This window comes from Sorangium sp. So ce375 (genome assembly GCF_051473855.1).
Lineage (GTDB): Bacteria > Myxococcota_A > Polyangia > Polyangiales > Polyangiaceae > Sorangium.
The window spans coordinates 9,348,897-9,366,265 of the sequence record NZ_CP150335.1; the positions used below are offsets into that span (position 1 = coordinate 9,348,897).

14 protein-coding genes and 1 pseudogene are annotated in these 17,369 nt (G+C 68.9%); 11 read left to right on the top strand and 4 right to left on the bottom strand.

The features are described from left to right. Positions 1 to 939 carry a UDP-glucuronic acid decarboxylase family protein gene (locus WME90_RS34845; RefSeq protein WP_437276371.1) on the top strand — a complete coding sequence of 313 codons (939 nt, stop codon included), beginning with the start codon at positions 1 to 3 and terminating at the stop codon, positions 937 to 939. 191 nt (positions 940 to 1,130) lie between these two features. Here the strand turns inward: WME90_RS34845 and WME90_RS34850 are convergent, their stop codons facing one another. After that, entirely contained in the window at positions 1,131 to 2,078 is a 948-nt protein-coding gene (locus WME90_RS34850; protein ID WP_437276372.1) for a glycosyltransferase family 2 protein, read from the bottom strand. Between the two features lie 277 nt (positions 2,079 to 2,355). Between WME90_RS34850 and WME90_RS34855 the strand changes: the two genes are divergently transcribed. Beyond that, the gene (locus WME90_RS34855) at positions 2,356 to 3,993 is read left to right on the top strand and encodes a hypothetical protein (RefSeq protein ID WP_437276373.1); all 1,638 of its coding nucleotides are present in this window, start codon (positions 2,356 to 2,358) and stop codon (positions 3,991 to 3,993) included. A gap of 23 nt (positions 3,994 to 4,016) precedes the next feature. Next, positions 4,017 to 5,204 (top strand): winged helix DNA-binding domain-containing protein, encoded by a 1,188-nt coding sequence (locus WME90_RS34860; RefSeq protein ID WP_437276374.1) that lies wholly within the window; start codon positions 4,017 to 4,019, stop codon positions 5,202 to 5,204. A 188-nt stretch (positions 5,205 to 5,392) separates the two neighbouring features. On the opposite strand, the gene WME90_RS34865 is transcribed toward WME90_RS34860, so the two are convergent. Further along, positions 5,393 to 5,830, bottom strand: coding sequence for a hypothetical protein (locus tag WME90_RS34865; protein ID WP_437276375.1), 438 nt, complete (start codon positions 5,828 to 5,830; stop codon positions 5,393 to 5,395). 348 nt (positions 5,831 to 6,178) lie between these two features. Here WME90_RS34865 and WME90_RS34870 point away from each other — a divergent pair, with 348 nt between their 5' ends. The 3 genes from WME90_RS34870 to WME90_RS34880 all read left to right on the top strand — a co-directional run bounded on the left by WME90_RS34870 (position 6,179) and on the right by WME90_RS34880 (position 9,957). Beyond that, a complete protein-coding gene (locus tag WME90_RS34870) occupies positions 6,179 to 7,537 on the top strand; it encodes an endo-1,4-beta-xylanase (RefSeq protein WP_437276376.1) in 1,359 nt (452 codons plus the stop codon). Positions 7,538 to 7,738: 201 nt separating this feature from the next. After that, a complete protein-coding gene (locus tag WME90_RS34875; RefSeq protein ID WP_437276377.1) occupies positions 7,739 to 8,152 on the top strand; it encodes a hypothetical protein in 414 nt (137 codons plus the stop codon). After that, a complete protein-coding gene (locus tag WME90_RS34880; protein WP_437276378.1) occupies positions 8,149 to 9,957 on the top strand; it encodes an FAD-dependent monooxygenase in 1,809 nt (602 codons plus the stop codon). The genes WME90_RS34875 and WME90_RS34880 overlap by 4 nt, the downstream gene beginning before the upstream one ends. 162 nt (positions 9,958 to 10,119) lie before the next feature. On the opposite strand, the gene WME90_RS34885 is transcribed toward WME90_RS34880, so the two are convergent. Continuing rightward, complete coding sequence (locus WME90_RS34885; protein ID WP_437276379.1) at positions 10,120 to 11,466, bottom strand: hypothetical protein; 1,347 nt, start codon at positions 11,464 to 11,466, stop codon at positions 10,120 to 10,122. Positions 11,467 to 11,564: 98 nt separating this feature from the next. On the opposite strand from WME90_RS34885, the gene WME90_RS34890 reads away from it, so the two are divergent. The 4 genes from WME90_RS34890 to WME90_RS34905 all read left to right on the top strand — a co-directional run bounded on the left by WME90_RS34890 (position 11,565) and on the right by WME90_RS34905 (position 15,846). After that, entirely contained in the window at positions 11,565 to 12,560 is a 996-nt protein-coding gene (locus tag WME90_RS34890) for a TetR/AcrR family transcriptional regulator (RefSeq protein ID WP_437276380.1), read from the top strand. Positions 12,561 to 12,600: 40 nt separating this feature from the next. Continuing rightward, the gene (locus tag WME90_RS34895) at positions 12,601 to 12,849 is read left to right on the top strand and encodes a helix-turn-helix domain-containing protein (RefSeq protein ID WP_437276381.1); all 249 of its coding nucleotides are present in this window, start codon (positions 12,601 to 12,603) and stop codon (positions 12,847 to 12,849) included. A 521-nt stretch (positions 12,850 to 13,370) separates the two neighbouring features. After that, positions 13,371 to 14,261, top strand: a complete 891-nt coding sequence (locus WME90_RS34900; RefSeq protein ID WP_437276382.1) for a calcium-binding EGF-like domain-containing protein — start codon at positions 13,371 to 13,373, stop codon at positions 14,259 to 14,261. Between the two features lie 373 nt (positions 14,262 to 14,634). Continuing rightward, entirely contained in the window at positions 14,635 to 15,846 is a 1,212-nt protein-coding gene (locus WME90_RS34905) for a formylglycine-generating enzyme family protein (protein ID WP_437276383.1), read from the top strand. Positions 15,847 to 15,865: 19 nt separating this feature from the next. On the opposite strand, the pseudogene WME90_RS34910 reads toward WME90_RS34905, so the two are convergent. Further along, a pseudogene (locus tag WME90_RS34910) lies at positions 15,866 to 15,964 on the bottom strand (ornithine cyclodeaminase family protein); the annotation flags it as partial. A gap of 447 nt (positions 15,965 to 16,411) precedes the next feature. Here WME90_RS34910 and WME90_RS34915 point away from each other — a divergent pair. Continuing rightward, positions 16,412 to 17,029 (top strand): CAP domain-containing protein, encoded by a 618-nt coding sequence (locus WME90_RS34915; RefSeq protein WP_437276384.1) that lies wholly within the window; start codon positions 16,412 to 16,414, stop codon positions 17,027 to 17,029. Positions 17,030 to 17,369 lie beyond the last annotated feature (340 nt).

Below are 17,369 nucleotides of genomic sequence, written 5' to 3' on the forward strand. Positions count from 1 at the left end.
ATGAGTGCGAGCAAGCGAATCCTGGTCACGGGTGGGGCTGGTTTCCTCGGATCGCACCTCTGCGCGCGGCTCCTCGCCGACGGGCACACCGTGCTCTGCGTCGACAGCATGGTGACGGGGCGCGACGAAAACCTCGCGCCGCTGCTGAAGAACCCGCGGTTCGAGCTGCACCGCTGCGACGTCAGCGAGCCGCTCCGCTTCGAGGTCGACCAGATCTACAACATGGCCTGCGCGGCGTCGCCGGTGAAGTACCGGGCTGATCCGGTGCACACGCTCAACACGAACGTGTTCGGCGCGATCAACGTCCTCCGCCTGGCGCAGGAGCTCGGGGCCCGGGTCCTGCAGGCCTCCACCTCCGAGGTCTATGGAGACGCGCTCGTCCATCCTCAGCACGAGGACTACTGGGGGAACGTCAACCCCATCGGGCCGCGGGCTTGCTACGACGAGAGCAAGCGCGTCGCGGAGACGTACTTCTGGGAGTACCGCCAGACCCGCAACGTCGATACCGTCATCGTGCGCATTTTCAATACCTACGGCCCGAACATGGATCGTAACGACGGCCGGGTCATCGCCAACTTCGTGGTGAAGGCGCTGCGGGGCGAGGCGCTGGAGCTGTACGGCGGCGGCCACCGCACGCGCTCGTTCTGCTTCGTCAGCGATCTGATCGAGGGGCTGGTCCGCGTGATGAACGCCAAGGACCTGGCCGGGCCGGTCAACCTCGGCAATCCCGCCGAGACGAGGATGCTGGACCTCGCCGAGCTCATCATCCGCAAGACCGGCGGGCGCGCGAAGCTGAAGACGAGCGACGCGCTCATCGACGACCCGCAGCGGCGCAGGCCCGACATCTCCCGTGCGACGGAGCTGCTCGGCTGGCGTCCGATGGTGGATCTCGACTCGGGCCTCGATCGCACGATTGACTGGTTCCGCCCGCGCGTCTGACCTCCGGCGACGGGCGCTCACCTGGATACGCGCTCAGCCTCCCAAGGCACCCCCTTCAATCGTTCATAAAATTCACAGCGAGGCGGCGAGGCGGGCAGAAAAATCTTCTCAAATACTCCCCGTCTCCCCGCCTCCCTGTTCAATTTCTCTTCTCTGCTGAAAAAGGCTGCAAACCAAGGGAATTCCTTGGCTCAGCCTCCCTTCGACGGGAGGCGGCCGGTGGTGGCCATGACGCGCCCGCCGCGGCCGGCGCGGACGTCCGCGAGGATGCGATCGCGCTGCGCCCGGATCCGCTCTCCGAGCACGCGGTGGATCGCGGCCCTCAGGGCCATCCCTCCGAGCCCGCGTGTGACAGCGCCAGGCCCCGGCGCCGATCGCAGCCGGTCCAGGAGGATCCTTGGCGCCGTCCGCGCCGAGAGCCGGCGGGCGCCGTCGCGCCGGTAGAGCTCCGGATAACTCGAGCGGAGCTGCTCTCTCGCGGCGGCGTTGCGCGCCAGCGCGCGGACCACGTCGGCCATGCTGTCCACCTCGAAGCGGATGGGCGCCTCGGGGACCACGACAAGCGCGTCGCCGGCGACGAGCGCCGTGAGCCACGAGTCCTCGGTCACGAGGTCGACGGGCAGCCGAGGGAGCGTCCCTTCCGGCACGAGCCCACGCTCGGCCATCACCGCGCCCAGCCGATCGCGATCGATGGCATAGAGACGCCCGGAGATGTAGTCCTGACCCAGGCTTGTGGTCAGCAGCCGCAGGACGGTGCCGAGGGGCGGCGGCGGCACGCCGCGCGGCTGCTCGAAGGCCGCCGCGACGGCGGCGCGCGGAGAGCGCTCCAGGGCGCGCAGCAGGGCCGAGATCGATCCCGCGGCGGGGCGCACGTCCGCGTCCGTGAACACGAGGCGACGGTTGCGCGCCCGGGCCACCAGGGCGTTCCACGCGTTGTTCTTTCCGAGCTCGCTCTCGATGACGGCGAGCCGCGGCTCCCGCCCCCGAAACGCGTCGACGACGCGCTCTGTGCCGTCGGTGCACCCGTTGAGACAGACGAGGATCTCGTCCACCTCGGGGCCGAGCCGCGACAGCTCGGTGAGGGTCGCCTCGATGGTGCGGACTTCGTTGTACGCCGGCAGGCAGATGCTGGCACTCATCGACTCCGACGCATACCACCACGCCGGCTCGGGTGTCACGCGGAGCGCGCCGCGCGGGATGGCCACCCGAGAACCGGCGATGGCAACCCTGCCGACACGCCCGCATCCATTGCACGAATTTTATGCTTGGATAAGGCACTTTAATATGTTAGCGTGAAAACAATCCCGCGTGGCTCGAAAGTCCGCCGGAGGTTTGCGCCGTCGCGCTGGTTCCGCACCTGACGTCATCGTGATCCTCGGGTGTGCCGGTCCGGGCGCGGCGCTGAAAGGAGAGCTTATGCACAGGCTTTTTGCGTTCGCGCTCGCTGGCACGGTGCTGCTCGGAGCCTCGCCGCCGGCGCATGCGAAGCGGCCGATCCTCGCCGAGGGGGCGCGGATGCACGGCACCAATGGGATGAATGTGGGGCCGGATGGTCGGCTGTACGTCGCGAGCTTCCTTGGCAACGAGATCGCCGTCGTGAACCGCAAGAGCGGAGCCATCGTGGACCACCTCGACGCGTCGGACGGGATCGATGGCCCGGACGACCTCACGTTCGGCCCGGATGGCTCGCTCTACTGGACCTCGCTCATCCCTGGCAATGTCGTGCGGCACGCGCCGTCGGGCGAGATCACCCAGCAGTTCGTCGCGCCGGGGGTCAACCCCATCACGTTCTCCGATACGGGGCGGCTCTTCGTCGCCCTCGATTTCTTCGGCGACGGGCTCTACGAGGTCGATCCCGAGCTGTCGGCGCCGCCGCGGCACATCGCGAGCAACCTCGGCTTCCTGAACGGCATGGACTGGGGGCCCGACGGCAGGTTGTACGGGCCGATCTGGACGCAGGGCCGGGTGATCAGCATCGATGTGGACTCGTGCACCGGCGCGGTCGACCCGGAGGTGGAGTGCGACCTCCAGACGGTCGCGGACGGCTTCTTCATCCCCGCGGCGGCCAAGTTCGACGCGCTCGGCCGGCTCCACGTGGTCGATCAGAACGGCGAGGTGGTGCGGGTCGACATCGAGACGGGCGAGAAAGAGGTCATCGCGGAGCTCACGCCCGGGCTCGACAACCTCGCCTTCGACGCGCAGGGCAAGCTCTATGTGTCGAGCGCCAGCGACGCCTTCATCGTCCGGATCGATCCGAACGGCCACGTGCACACGCTCCAGTCGGGCGGCATGCTCCTGCCCGGCGGCGTGGCCGTGACGACCGAGTGCGGGGCCGAGTCGGTCTATGTCGGCGATCTGGCCTCGCTGAGGAAGTTCGACGGGGAGACGGGAGCTCCGCTCGGCGTCGAGCGGTCGTTCCTCGGCCAATCGGAGTTTCACGCGCCCTCCACGGTGTCGGCGGACGGCTCGAACCTGATCTTGACCGCGTGGTTCAGCAGCGTGGTTCAGACCTACGACCCGTCGACGGCGACGGTCCTCGAGACGTACAGCAACTTCGTCTCGCCGCTCAACGCGGTCCGGTTCCAGGGAGATCTCGTGGTGGCCGAGCTCGGCGCGGGCCCGGGCGCGGCGCGCGTCGTCCGCCAGACGGCGGGCGGCCCCGTGACGCTCGCGCCGATGACCGTGCCCTCGGGCCTCGCGGTGTCGGGCGGCGACCTCTGGGCCGCCGACTGGGCCACGGGCGAGGTCCTTCAGGTGGTCGCCGGGGGCGCGACCCTCTCTCCGCCGCTCGTGGTGGCCGAGGGCCTGGATCAGCCGGAGGGGATGGCGGTCGATCTGGACGGCACGCTGCTCGTCGTGGAGACCGGAAAACGCCGCCTCCTGCGCGTCGACCCGTCGACGGGGGACACCTGGGTCGTCAAGAAGCACCTCAAGGTGGGGCTCGACGCGATCACCGGCACGGTGCCGACCTATGCGTTGAGCGGCGTCGCCGTCGGCCCCTCGGGGACGATCTATGTCGCTGGCGACAAGGACAACGTGCTCTATCGATTCTGATCTGGCGTAAGCTCGCGGGCCGCATGCCCGCCCCGACGCTGACACGAAGAGACCTCAACCGGGCCACGCTCGCGCGACAGATGCTGCTCGCGCGGGCGCAGACCACGGCCGTCCACGGGATCGAACGGCTGATCGCCCTCCAGGCGCAGCTGGCGCGGCCCCCTTTCATCGGGCTCTGGTCGCGGCTCGCGACGTTCCGGCGCGAGCAGCTCGTCCAGCTGGTCCTGCGCCGCGAGGTGGTCCGGGCGCCGTTCCTGCGCGGCACCCTGCACCTCGTGAGCGCAAGGGACTACCTGGATCTGCACCCGGTCATCGCGCCAGTGCTCCACGCTGCGGTGAGATCGGTCCTCCGCTCGCGCGCGGACGCGCTCGACGTCGCTCGGCTGGTCGCCGAGGCGCGCGCGTACTTCGACGCGGAGCCGCGGACCATGGACGAGCTGCGCGATCACCTGGCCGAGCTCCACGCCGACGGCGACGTGCGCGCCATGGCCCTCGCGGTTCGCATGCACCTGCCGATCGTCCAGGTGCCCGCCGAGACCCCGTGGGCCTATCCGGGGACCGCGGACTTCGCCCCGGCGGCGTCCTGGCTCGGCAAACCGCTCCGCGACGGCGGCGCGCCGCAGGCGCTCGTGCTGCGTTATCTCGCGTCGTTCGGCCCGGCGACCGCGACCGATGTGCAGACGTGGTCCGGCCTGACCCGCGTCAAGGAGGTGCTCCACGCCTTGCGAGAGCAGCTCTGCGTGTTCCGCGACGAGCGAGGCCGGGAGCTCTTCGATCTGCCCGACGCGCCTCGGCCGCCCGCGGACTCCGCCGCGCCGGCCCGGTTTCTACCCGATTACGACAACCTCCTTCTCGCGCACGACGACCGCACGCGGGTCATCGCAGACGAGCATCGCGGGCGGATCGTCATGTCCGCCAACCTGCGCATCCTGCCGACGTTCCTCGTGGACGGCTTCGTGGCCGGCACGTGGACGATCGAGCGCAAAAAGGCCACGGCCGCGCTCGTGCTCGAGCCGTTCGAGGCCCTTGGCAGGGCGGCGCGCGAGCAGCTCGCCGAGGAAGGGGAGGCGCTCCTCCGATTCGTCGAGGAGGACGCCGGCGCGTTCGAGGTGCGCTTCGGAAAGAATGGATCCGCGAAGGCGCCGGCTGCGCGGGCGAAGGGCGGTGGCTCCGCGAAGGCTCCTGCGGCGCGGGCCAAGGCCAAGGGATGAAGCCTCGGCGTCATGTCGAGGAACCGCCAAAGCACCATAAGACGCCAGGATGATTAAGGTTCCCTTGGCGCCCTCGGGGTCTTGGCGATCCGAGTCCTGCTCTTTTCAGACGCTCTCAACCCGTTTATCACGCCAGCTCTAGAGCGGTTTCCCACCTCTGCACCATGCAGAGCATAGGAGCGGCGCCTTCAGCTCTTGCCGAGCGTCTGCCGGAGCTGATCCACGAACGCGACGATCGTCCTCTGTTCGGCGGGCGAGATGTCGAGCGCCCTCAGCGCATCCGTGATCTGGCCCTTCGCGAAGAACTGATACTGGCCGTTGAGCGGGTTCAGCGCCGGTGTATCCATGCCACGGACGACGCCACGGACGAACGTCGATTCCGTCACCAGGCAAATCTTCGTCGGCAAGCGAAACAACGAGGAGCATGGGTGTGTCATCACGCGCTGCCATTGCGCCGGCTGTGGTGCAGCGCCGTCCGTCACGATCAGGGTGCGCGTGCGCGAGCGGCCATGGAAATGGGCCGCCCACGCGTCGAGATACTGATTCCACTCCTCGTCGGAGGGAGCAAGCTTCCCGTGGAGGAGCACGAAGACCTCGCCCACCGTTCCAAATGCCAACGTCTTCATGTCACGAAAGACTACCACAACGCGCGACGAGGGGAGCGAACAGAGTCCACCCCAGCAGCGCCGATCCCAAGAGAAACGCGGCGGAAAGACTTCTGCCGCGCCTTGCCCCTGATCCGACCCCGCTGCTCGAGTGCGGGCTCGCCATGCGCCGCCCGAAGGAGGGGCGTGCTCCGCCGTTCAGCGTCGCGTCCGCCTCCCCGCGCGGCCGCTCTACCGGCCTCTCGTACCGGGTAACTGTACATGGCTGGCCCGTGCGCCCGCAAAGAGCAGCCCGGCTGAAACGACGAAGGCCGCGCTCGCCTGGCAGCTCCGAACTCGGGTATCGTGCGCGCCCGAGGGAACGCACGGATGCGCAAGAAACTCGTTTCGATTGGGTTGCTCACCTGCCTGCTCTGGTCCTGCACCTCGTCCACCTCGAGTCAGGACGATGCGGCCACGGGCGCCACCACCGGCGGCGCCGCGAGCACGGCTGAAACGAGCGGAACGTCGGCGAGCGCCGGGGGTGGCGCAGGCGGCAGCGACGCTGGAGGCACCGGCGGGGCGTCGGCCGGTGGTGGTGAGACGAGCGAGGGTGGGAGCGGCGGCACGGACGGCGCCACCTCGGGAGGCACGGGCGGTGCGGGGACAGGCGGCGCGGGCACGGGCGGCATGCCTGATGAAGGCCCCAAGAACCTGGCGGAGAAGTACGCGAGCTATTTCCCGATCGGGGCAGCGGTGGATTCGCAGTCGTACATGACGCACGCGGCGCTGCTGAAGGCGCACTTCAACAGCGTCACCGCCGAGAACGAAATGAAGTTCGAGTCGCTGCAGAGGAACGAGGGCAGCTTCAGCTACGACGCGGCGGATCGCATCGTGAGCTTCGCGGTCGCGAACAAGATGAAGGTCCGCGGGCACGCCCTGGTCTGGCACAGCCAGAACCCTTCATGGCTGTTCTCGAACGGCTCCGGCGGCACCGTGTCGAAGCAGACCTTGCTGACACGCATGAAAAACCACATCAGCAATGTGGTGCGTCACTTCCGGGGCAAGGTCTATGCGTGGGACGTCGTGAACGAGGCCATGATGGAGGACGGCACGTACCGCAACGGCAACCTGGCAGACGGCCAGAAGAGCCGCTGGTACGAGATCCTCGGCGAGAGCTACATCGCGGAGGCCTTCAAGGCCGCGCACGAGGCCGATCCGGACGCCAAGCTGTTCTACAACGACTTCTACAACTACATCCCCGCCAAGCAGCAGGGCATCTACAACATGCTCAAGGGACTGCTCGATCAGGGCGTGCCGGTCCACGGCGTCGGGCTGCAAGCCCACCTCAACATCGAGCCCTCCACGGTGACCACGAACCAGGCGTACTACCAGGACGTGGCCCATATGGAAGACGCGATCAAGCTCTATTCGTCGCTCGGCCTGGATGTGCAGGTCACGGAGCTCGATATCTCGCTGTACATCCCCGGCGTGACGTACAACCAGAGCACGTTCTACACGACCGCGACCTTCACCGACGCGCTGAAGGCCAAGCAGGCCGCGCGCTACCGCGAGTTCTTCGAGCTGTTCCGGAAGTACAAGTCCGCCATCACGGGCGTCACCTTCTGGGGGATCGCGGACGACAACACGTGGCTGTCCGAGTTCAGCTCGGGGCGCAAGGATTTCCCCCTGCTCTTCGACGTCAACCACAACCCCAAGCCCGCCTACGACGCCGTGGTTGGTTTCTGATGGGTCATGAAGGCTAGACGAGCTGGCGCGGCGCGCCCCGGCGGGCCCGCACAGCCGGCGATGACCTGAGCCTCCCGCCTCTCACGGGCGTGGCCATTTCCGGCCACCCCATGGCCACCCACGGCCATTGTGGACGTGTCGCCCGTGCTTTATCCCTCTGGCATGAGCTCCGAACGCTCGCCATCCTCCACGACGTGGGCCGTGGGCAAGGCCCTCTGCATCCTGTCGGCCGTCACGTACGGCCTGCTGACGGGGCTGATCGACATCATCGATCCGTATCACCTCCAAAACCCTGACTGGCCTGGTCACGCGAGATTCCATCTGCTCTGGCAGATCAGCGCCGGGGCCCTCGGCGCGCTCGCCTCCATCTATCTCTTCTGGACATCCACGCCGCGCACCCTGGAGCGTGTCCGGGCAGGCGCCTTCCTGGGCGCCATCCATCTCGGCGGATTCGTCATGGCCGCTGCCTTCAAGAGCGCGGCCGGCGCCGCGTTCGACGCCGATGGCCGGGTCCTCCTCGGCTTCCTCCCGCCGAACATGCTGCACCTGAGCGTGTCCGCGGCGCTGCTCTTCGCCGGTGTCTCCCTGTGTCACAAGAGAGGGGCTGCCACATGAGCCATCGCACCGTCTCTGCTCCCGTCCTCATCATCGGCGCTGGCCCCTCGGGGATGGTGAGCGCGCTGTGCCTCGCCAGGCGCGGCATCGATTGTGTCCTCGTCGAGCGCCGGCCGGGCCTGGAGAATCACCCCAAGGCCCACGAGCTCTCGGCGCGCTCGATCGAGATCCTCCACGAGCTGGGGCTCGGTTATGGCGAGCTGTCCGCGGAGGCATCCCCGGAGGACGACGCCGCCAAGATCCTGTTCTGCGGCACGATCGGCGAGGAGTTCGGCTGCATCGATCTGCGAGCCAACGGCGTCGGGCGCAAGTACCGAGAGCACCTCGAGGCGCCCATGCCTTACCTCAACATCTCGCAGGTCGAGCTGGAGAAGCTCCTCCGCGAGCGCGTCTCGGCGTCGCCGCGGATCCAGGCGCTCCATCACCACCAGTGGGAGTCCTTCGAGCAGGACGCGGACGGCGTCACGGGCCGGATCACGGACCGGACGACGGGAGAGACCTTCGCGGTCCGGAGCCAGTTCGTCATCTGCTCCGACGGCGCCGGGAGCCGGAGCCGCAAGGCCCTCGGGATCGAGATGAAGGGCCCGGACAAGCTGCTCGACGTCGTCAACGCCTATTTTCAGGCGGATCTGCGCCGCGTGGTCCGCACCCGGGGCAAGCTCTACTTCATCTTCTCCCCCAAGGCGCCAGGCAGCGTGTTCATCGCCCACCACGTCGAGAAGCGCTGGGTCTTTCACCTCCCCGTGGCGACGCCGCACGAGAAGATCGAGGAGTACACGCCCGAGGTGATGCAGAAGAAGATCAAGGCGGCGCTCGGCCGGGATGATGTCGATATCGAGCTCACGTCGATGAGCCACTGGCGCATGACGGCGCAGGTGGCGGAGCGCTTCCGCAGCGGGCGCGTCTTCCTTGTCGGCGACGCCGCCCATCGCTTCCCGCCCACGGGCGGGCTCGGCATGAACTCCGGCATCGGCGACGCGCACAACCTGGCCTGGAAGCTCGCCATGGTGATCGAGCGGCGGGCGGCGCCCGGCCTGCTCGACAGCTACGAGGCCGAGCGCCGCCCGGTCGTCGAGGCGAACTGCGACGAGAGCCGGCTCAACTTCGAGAGGATGAGCGAGGTCGCGGAGGCCTTCGGGATCGAGGTCGAGGACGCTCAGTGGGTCAACGAGAAGCTGGCGAGCTCCACGATGCGCGCGCTGCCCGCCCCGCTCCGCGCCTGGACCGAGCGGCAGGTCCAGCAGTACGGCGAGAGCATCCTCTCGAGGTACCACCGCGATTCATCGGTGCGAGAGCGCGTCCTCGCGGCCATCGCGCAGCAGAGGTCGCACTTCGACCGGATCGGACTCGACCTTGGCTACACGTATGAGGAGGGCGCGCTCCTGAGCGACGGCACGAGGGCGCCGGAGGTCGACGATCGGGTGTCCTCGTACCTCCCGTCGACGCGGCCAGGCGCGCGATTCCCCCATTTCTGGCTGGACGGCAACAGGAGACAGCGCGGCAGCCGCTCCATGATCGACTACGGCGCTTCGATCCTGCTGCTCGGCGCGGCCGTCCAGGCGCTGCCCGCGGACATCGAAGCGCTGGAGGAGATCGAGGCGCGCCACGGCGTCCGGCTGTTCAGGCTCGCCTCGGCTGACATCCCGGCCTGTCACCGGGCCGCGGTGCACGCGCTCTCGCAGATCGAGCAGGACGGCGCGCTCCTGATCCGGCCGGACGGGCATGTCGCCTGGCGCCAGCAGCGCGGCGTGACGCTATCCATGGAGCTGATCGCGTCGATCGTAGAGCAAGTCTACGGGGTCTAGCTCCACCCACCAGGAGTCCCGCCAGGGATCCGGAGAGAGATTTTAACGCAAAGACGCAAAGCCGCAGAAAGGAATGAATTTCGTGCATTTTTGCGCCTTTGCGCTCTCGGCATGGCGCCCTGCGCTCCTCCGGGAAACCGCGGGCGAGGGGCGGTCGCGACGTCACGGTGTCATCGGCAGCGCGACCAGGAGGTTCAGGTTGCACATCTCGTTCTGCGTGCCCCACCCCGGCAGCACCGGGGCCTCGGCGTCGCGCGTGTCGAAGGTGCATGTCACCTCGAGCGAGGAGCTCGGGTCGAGCAGCGGCGGCGTGCGATACCAATAGACGCCCTGCCAGTGGACGTCCCAGTCGTTCACGCGCGCGATGCAGCTCTCCTGCGTCCCCGACCCCACGCGCAGGTCGAAGGTGCGCCCGCGCTCGTGCATGTGCGGCATCACGCCGAGAACCTCGATCGAGGGCAGCGCCGGGTCGAGCGCGAGCTCCGCCCGCGTCCTGCGCCATGTGTAGGCGGCGTCCTGCTGGCCGGGCGGCAGCGTGTCCGGGCCGTCCGGCTCGAAGAGGGTCGTCATGAAGCCGTCGTCCCCGACGAACACGGCGCGCCGCTCCACGGTGTCCTCGTAGCGGAGCCGGAGGCGCGTCGAGTCCTCGGCGGAGGCGCCCGCGTGGTCATGGATGTTGTAATGCACCTGGACGACGAAGACGTCCTTCGCGGAGACCGGCGCCCCGGTGCCGCCGGGGAACTCGACCACGTCCTGCCCGGGCGCCCAGGCGAACAGCGGCTGGAACGGCAACTCGTCGGCCGGTCCGCCGAAGCACTCCCAGCCGGGCCGGTCCGGCGAGGCATCGTCGAGCTCCGTCATCACGTCCTGGTTCGTCTTGCCCTCCGCCAGCGACGGCTCCGAGGGGGTCACCCGGTAGACCGTGACGTGATGAACGATGGACCGGACGCCGGGCGTCACCTGATATCCGGTGATGAAGCGGTCGGTGTCGAGGCCCGGGTTCACAGGAAAGCACCGCCACTCGTCGTGGGCCGCGAGGGGATCCGCGGGGTCGACCACGGGGGTGATCGGCGGTGTCATGTAGTCGACGCCGCCCTCGAGCGTGGGCACGGGCGGGGTGGACGGCGCGCCCGTGCGCTCCCCTTCGGCGCGCGCCCCGGTCGCCCAGCGATGGATGAGTTCGAGCTCCTCGGCGGTGAGCGTCGCCTCGTCCTTGAAGTCGCCGCACGAGCCGTCGTGCGCCACGAGGAACGGGGGCATATGGCCGCCCTGCACCGCGTCGTCGATCGCGCCGGCGCGCGCCTTCGCCGAGATGTAGTCGTCGAGGCGGAAGGGCCCGAGCCCGCCCTCCTGATGGCACGAGGTGCACTTCGAAGCCGTGATCGGCGCGACGTCCTGCCAGAACGTCGGCTCCGGCGCTGTCTCCTGTGCCGCGCATCCGAGCGCCAGCGCAAGCGGCGCGGCGGCCGCGAGGCCGCGCGCGTAAAAAAGCAGGGTCGTCGGTCGCATCGCTCGCATCGGTCGCCTCTCGTCGTGCTGCTTCACGCGGACCTCCCACAACTGTTTATGAAGTACACTGTATTGTGTGTGATATACGCAGTTGAGGGATGGCTGTCAAACCCAAGAGGCGACGAAAAAGTGCGACGGAGTACAGCGGGAGCGGCGACGCCGTGCGCAGCCTCGAGCTCCTCTGGGGGATCAGGAAGCGGCCGAGCCGGGGGCCCAAGCCCGGCCTGAGGCTCGATCAGATCGTGCGGGCCGCGATCGAGCTCGCCGACGGCGAGGGGCTCTCGGCGCTGTCGATGCAGCGGGTCGCCGCGAAGCTCGGGTTCACCCCGATGTCGCTGTACCGGTACGTGCCGAGCAAGGCCGAGCTCCTGGACCTCATGCTGGACGCCGCGGCGGGGGAGATGTCCCTCGTCGACAGCGTCCCCGGGGGGTGGCGGGCCAAGCTCGAGGCGTCGGCGCTCGCGGACTGGGCGCTCTACCACCGCCACCCGTGGTTCTTGCACGTGACGCCGGTGCGCCCCGTGATGGGGCCGAAGGGGATGGCGGCGTACGAGGCGGCGCTCCGCGCGGTCTCCGGGATCGGCCTCACCGACCGCGAGATGCTCGCCGCCGTCCACCTCGTCGACAGCTACGTTCGCGGCGCGGGGCGGCTCTCGGTGGACCGGGTCGAGGCCGAGCAGGAGACCGGCGTCACCGACGAGCAGTGGTGGTCCGAGCGCGCGTATTTCTTCGAGAAGCTCTTCGACCCGGCCCGCTATCCGACGATGGCGCGGATGATGAGCTCGGGCGCGTTCGACGAGGACCCGTTCACGGAGGACGTGTTCCTGTTCGGCCTGCAGCGTGTGCTCGACGGCATCGAGGCGCTCGTCCGGTCGCGCTCCGGCCAGTGTGATGAAAGTCGCGAAGCATCACAGCCTCCGGCGCCAATCCGTGACGAAACTCCCGGCGAGCCCCCCCGGCGCGACGAGGGGGCGACGTGCGCGCAGTGCGGCCGCGAGATCGCCCAGCCTGCCACGGGGCGGCCGCGGGCATACTGCTCGCGGGCGTGCCAGCAGCGCGCTTACCGGACGCGCAACGCGTCCGACGGGCGGTGATCGCCGCCCCCTGTGCGCCTGCCGCCGGAGCGCGGCCTTCGTGGCGAGCCGGGGAATGCCACCGATCGATTTCCTGCGGCGGCGCCGGTTCGAGCTCGCGCGCCGCCAGCTGGCCGAGCCCTCGGCCGGCACGTCGGTCGCGGGTGTCGTGGCCGCGCTCGGGCTCGGTAACCCGGGGCGGTTCAGCGTCGAGTACAAGCGCCGGTTCGGCGAGAGCCCCTCCGAGACGCTGTCCGCGGGGCGCGCGGCCGCGGGCCTTCCGCGCCTCCGGCCGCGGCGCCGGCCCTGAACGTCACGAGCGCTGACCCCCACGGGCAACAACTCCGGCGACAACGCCACCCCGGGCCGGCCGCCCGCAGCTCACCATGGCGTACCGGTCGTCGGGCTCGACCTCGACGTATCGCGCAGATCGCCATCGATCGCGCGCGCGACCGATGGCGCCTGTCCAGAAGCGGCAGCGAGCTGTCCACGAACGGCAAGACAAGCGCACGTACGAGCTCGTCGCTGTTGCATCCTCGCCTGAACCTATGGTGGAAATTCGCTCCGTCATCGAACTCGGCAAGGTCGCCGCGGTCGGTCACGGCGGAGCGTCGTGGTCTCCGCAAGTGAGGCATTCAGGCAGCAGCAGGCGGCGGCGCGCGACTGGACCTGGGCGACGGGAACCGGCGGCGCGCACACCCCGAATGCCATGCGGGGGCCTGCGTCAACATCACCCCGAAAGCGCCGATTCGACACTGGCCTCAAGCTTGCTCAGGCCGACCCGACCCTTCTCCAGGCAACGCAAGCACAACATTGAAAGGATGACCATCCATGCGGTCTCTTGCAGGTTCACGTCTCCACGCTCTGACGATCCCGGCTCTCTCTACCCTGCTGCTCGCGGGCTGCGCCAGCGCCGGCCCCTCCGCGGCCGACGGCGACGAAAGCGGGGAGGCCACCGACTTCTGCGCCTCGGCCCCCTGCCAGAACGGCGGGGCCTGCGCCGCGACCGAGAGCGGTTACACCTGCACGTGCGCGCCCGGCTGGACGGGGACGGACTGCGCGACCAACATCGACGAATGCGCGCCGGGCCCCTGCGTCCACGGCACGTGCAACGATCAGGTCGACGGGTACACCTGCACGTGCGCGCCCGGCTGGACGGGGACGGGCTGCGAGGCCAACATCGACGAATGCGCGCCGGGCCCCTGCGTCCACGGCACGTGCAACGATCAGGTCGACGGGTACACCTGCACGTGCGCGCCCGGCTGGACGGGGACGAGCTGCGAGACGCCCGTCTGCGTCGCCACCACCTGCGCCGCTCAGGGAGCGACCTGCGGCTCGATCGACGATGGCTGCAGCGGGACGCGCGACTGCGGCTCGTGCGAGTCGGGCTTCACCTGCGAGAGCGGCACCTGCCAGCCCACGGCGCCGGCGTGCCCGTGTGATGGCATGCCCGGGTGGGGTCCCCCTACCCCCCCCGTCCAGTGCATCAACTACTCGGGTTCCATGGGCCCCGGCAGCATCTATTACTATCTGAAGAGCAACGACAATGGCCACGAGGGCCCCTTCGTCGAGTTCGCTGTCAACGGCCAGCTCGGCCCGGAGCCCGACCAGTGCGGATACGTGTCGGTGGCCAACACCATCACCGCCATGCCGCTCACCAGCCAAGCTCAGGTGGACGCCTGCATACAGAGCTTCCTGAGCTTCGCCGGCAGCTGCCCCTGAGCTGGGCGACGGCCCAGGGCGGCGTATGCAGCTGAGCCTGCGGTTCGCGACGTCTACCACGCGGATAGGACGAACAAACGCGTTCCGCAAAGTCAAGATTCTCGGAGCCGTTCCTGGCTCGCGCAGTCCGATTGTACGAATTCATTGACAGAACGGGCCTTATGCGATCAGGCAGGCCTTCCATGCCCGAGTGCTCAGGCGCGTCAAGGGTGCCCGCGCCGGGGCGCGTCCGCGGTCCGCAGGAGCCGCCGGTGCAGCGGGCGCGCTCGATGGGCGTGACGCTACCGCCGGCCTTCGACGCGTGGCATCGTTTGCCTTCGAGAGGCTCAAAGGTCGTCACGGACAGCGCGGGGAGAGTGGTCAAAGAGGAGATATGAAGAGCAAGCGCACGCGTCGGTGGTGGTGGGCGGCATCGGCCTTCATGACAAGCGGCTGCACGGCGATACTGGGGCTGGACAAGGACTATCACCCGTTCGAAGGCGCAGGCGGCGACACCGTCTCCGGCGGAGGCGACGCAAGCTCGGGCCGCGGCGGCGCCGGCGGCAATGGCAGCGGCGCCGGCGCCGGCGCCGACGCCGGAGAGTGCACGAGCGGCGACGCGCGGTGCTCGGACAACCGGCTAGAGCGGTGCAACGACCGCGGTCAGTGGGACGCCCCGGAGCCGTGTCCTGCGGAGGCGCCCGTGTGCAGCGGAGCGGCGTGCACGACGCCCCCGAGCTGCGAAGGGCTGCCACCGACGTGCGGGCCGGGCGAAAGCGAGAGCTGCTGCGCGAGCGCGGTGGTGCCGGGGGGGACCTTCGACCGCGGCAACGATGCTGCATATCCAGCGACGGTGAGCGACTTCCGGCTAGATCGCTTCGAGGTGACGGTGGGGAGGTTCCGGAAGTTCATCGAGGCGTACCCCGGCAGCCAGCCCGCGGCCGACGCGGGAGCGCACCCGGGCATCCAGGGGAGCGGGTGGAACCCGGCCTGGAACAGCGAGCTGCCCCCGGACGCGGCGGCGCTGCGAGCAGCGGTGATGTGCAATCCGGACAACGCGGACATGCGGACGTGGACAGAGGAGGCGGGCGCCCAGGAGCACCTGCCGATGAACTGCGTGAGCTGGTATGTCGCCTTCGCGTTCTGCGCGTGGGACGGGGGCCGGTTCCCGACAGAAGCCGAGTGGAACTACGCGGCGGCCGGCGGGGACGAGCAGCGCCAGTATCCGTGGTCGAGTCCGCCGGAGTCGACGACCATCGACGCGAGCTACGCCTCCTACGATTGCAGGGAGAGCACGGCGCCCGGCTGCACATTCCAGAGCGACTTCAGCGACATCGTGCACGTCGGGTCCCGCTCGCCGAAGGGCGACGGGCGGTGGACGCAGGCGGATCTCGGCGGGAGCATGCGGGAGTGGGTGCTGGATGGGTACGGGACCTATCCGGCGGAGTGCGTCGACTGCGCCAACCTGACGGACACCTCGAACCGGGTGGTCCGCGGCGGGAGCAGCTTCGGCACGCCGAGCTATCTGCTGACGTCCGAGCGGGTCAGCGTCGCGCCGTCGGCGCCCTATTACAGCCTCGGCGTGCGGTGCGCGAGGACGCCGTAGCGGCCGCGCTCAGCCGAAAGTCGAACGCCGTCCCGGCGCCCCGTTCGCGCACGGCGGCGTAAATGACCCGCACGAGCGCGACGTCCTGGATCGCGAGCCCGGTCGAGTCGAACGCGGAGCCGGAACTGCCGCCCGAGATAAAGGACCGACTCTCCGCTCACGAACTCTCGCGCGCTGATGGCGGGGGGCGGGAGCTGCTAAAGAAATCCACGCGGCGTCCGTCGACCTCAAGAGCTGTCCGTTAACGAAGCGCGCGGAGGGGAGCGAACCTCATCCAAACGCAGCGGAATTTTCGAACGCCTCGCGTCATCCTGCTTTTACTTGATCGGTTGGTCGCAACAGCTCCACACTTGCAGGTATGCGTATCGCTTCCTTCAGCGTGCTCGCGTTCGCATTCGCCTGCTCCAGCTCGCCAGACGAGCCCGGCGGCTCGGGAGGCGCGGGGGGCGCCGCCGCGGGCGCCCCGGGCACGAGCGGCACTGGCGGCGTCACCCAACCAAACGGAGGCGCGACGAGCGCCGGCGGCGATGCGACGAATGGCGGCGCAACGACAGGAGGAGCCGCGATGGGCGGAGCGTCGACGGGCGGCGAGCCAGCCGGCGGCTCCTCGGAAAGCGCGGGTACAGCGAGCGGCGGAGCGTCGGCTGGAGCAGGCGAAGCGAATGGCGGAGCCGGTGGGGCGAGCGGCGGAGCCGGCGGAGCGAGCGGCGGAGCCGGCGGCGGCGGGGCCTGCGTCAAGAACCTCGCCTGCAAGCTGGACCCACCGCCGAGCACCGGCGACCTCGGGCAAGACTGCGTCGATCGCATCAACCAGTTCCTCACGCAGTGCGCTTGCCTGCCGGCGCTCAAGCGCCGCGAAGACGGAGAAGCCTGCGCCAACGAGATGGCGAAATACGACGCCGATCACAACATGGCGCACGCCGGCATCCGAGCAAAAATCTGTGAGCCCGGCGGCTCGCAAAACTCCTGCCCTGGCTACTCCTCCAACAAGCAAGTCGTCGGCCTGTGCATGCAACAGATGTGGGACGAAGGCCCGCCACCCACCGCAAACTGCACCGGCGACTGCTACGAAATGCACGGCCACTTCATCAACATGACCGACGACTCCGTCACCCAAGTCGCCTGCGGCTTCTACACGACGAGCAGCGGCAAAGTCTGGGCAGTCCAGAACTTCACGCGCTGAGAGCCCGGGTGGGCCCCGCGCTCGAGATCGAAGGCGGCGGTCGCGCAGCCCGAGCCCTCCCCAGAGGAACGCGGCGACGTAGATCGGGAAGAGCGCGTGGCTGAACATAGACCCCCCGCGGGCGTCAGGAATCATCGGTCGCCTCCAGAAAAGATCGCGGCCTGGCTGGCCCCGCTCCCCGGCCCGTGGCGACCCCGGAGAGCAGCCGGGGCCGCCCTGCCGGCCCCGGAACGGCGAGCTCCCCGTCCGAGCCCACCGTCCAGCTCCGCCCGTCAGAAGAAAACCTCGTAATTACGAAGATTTAGGTGTAATTCAAAAAAGATCGCCCCGCGTGTCGATC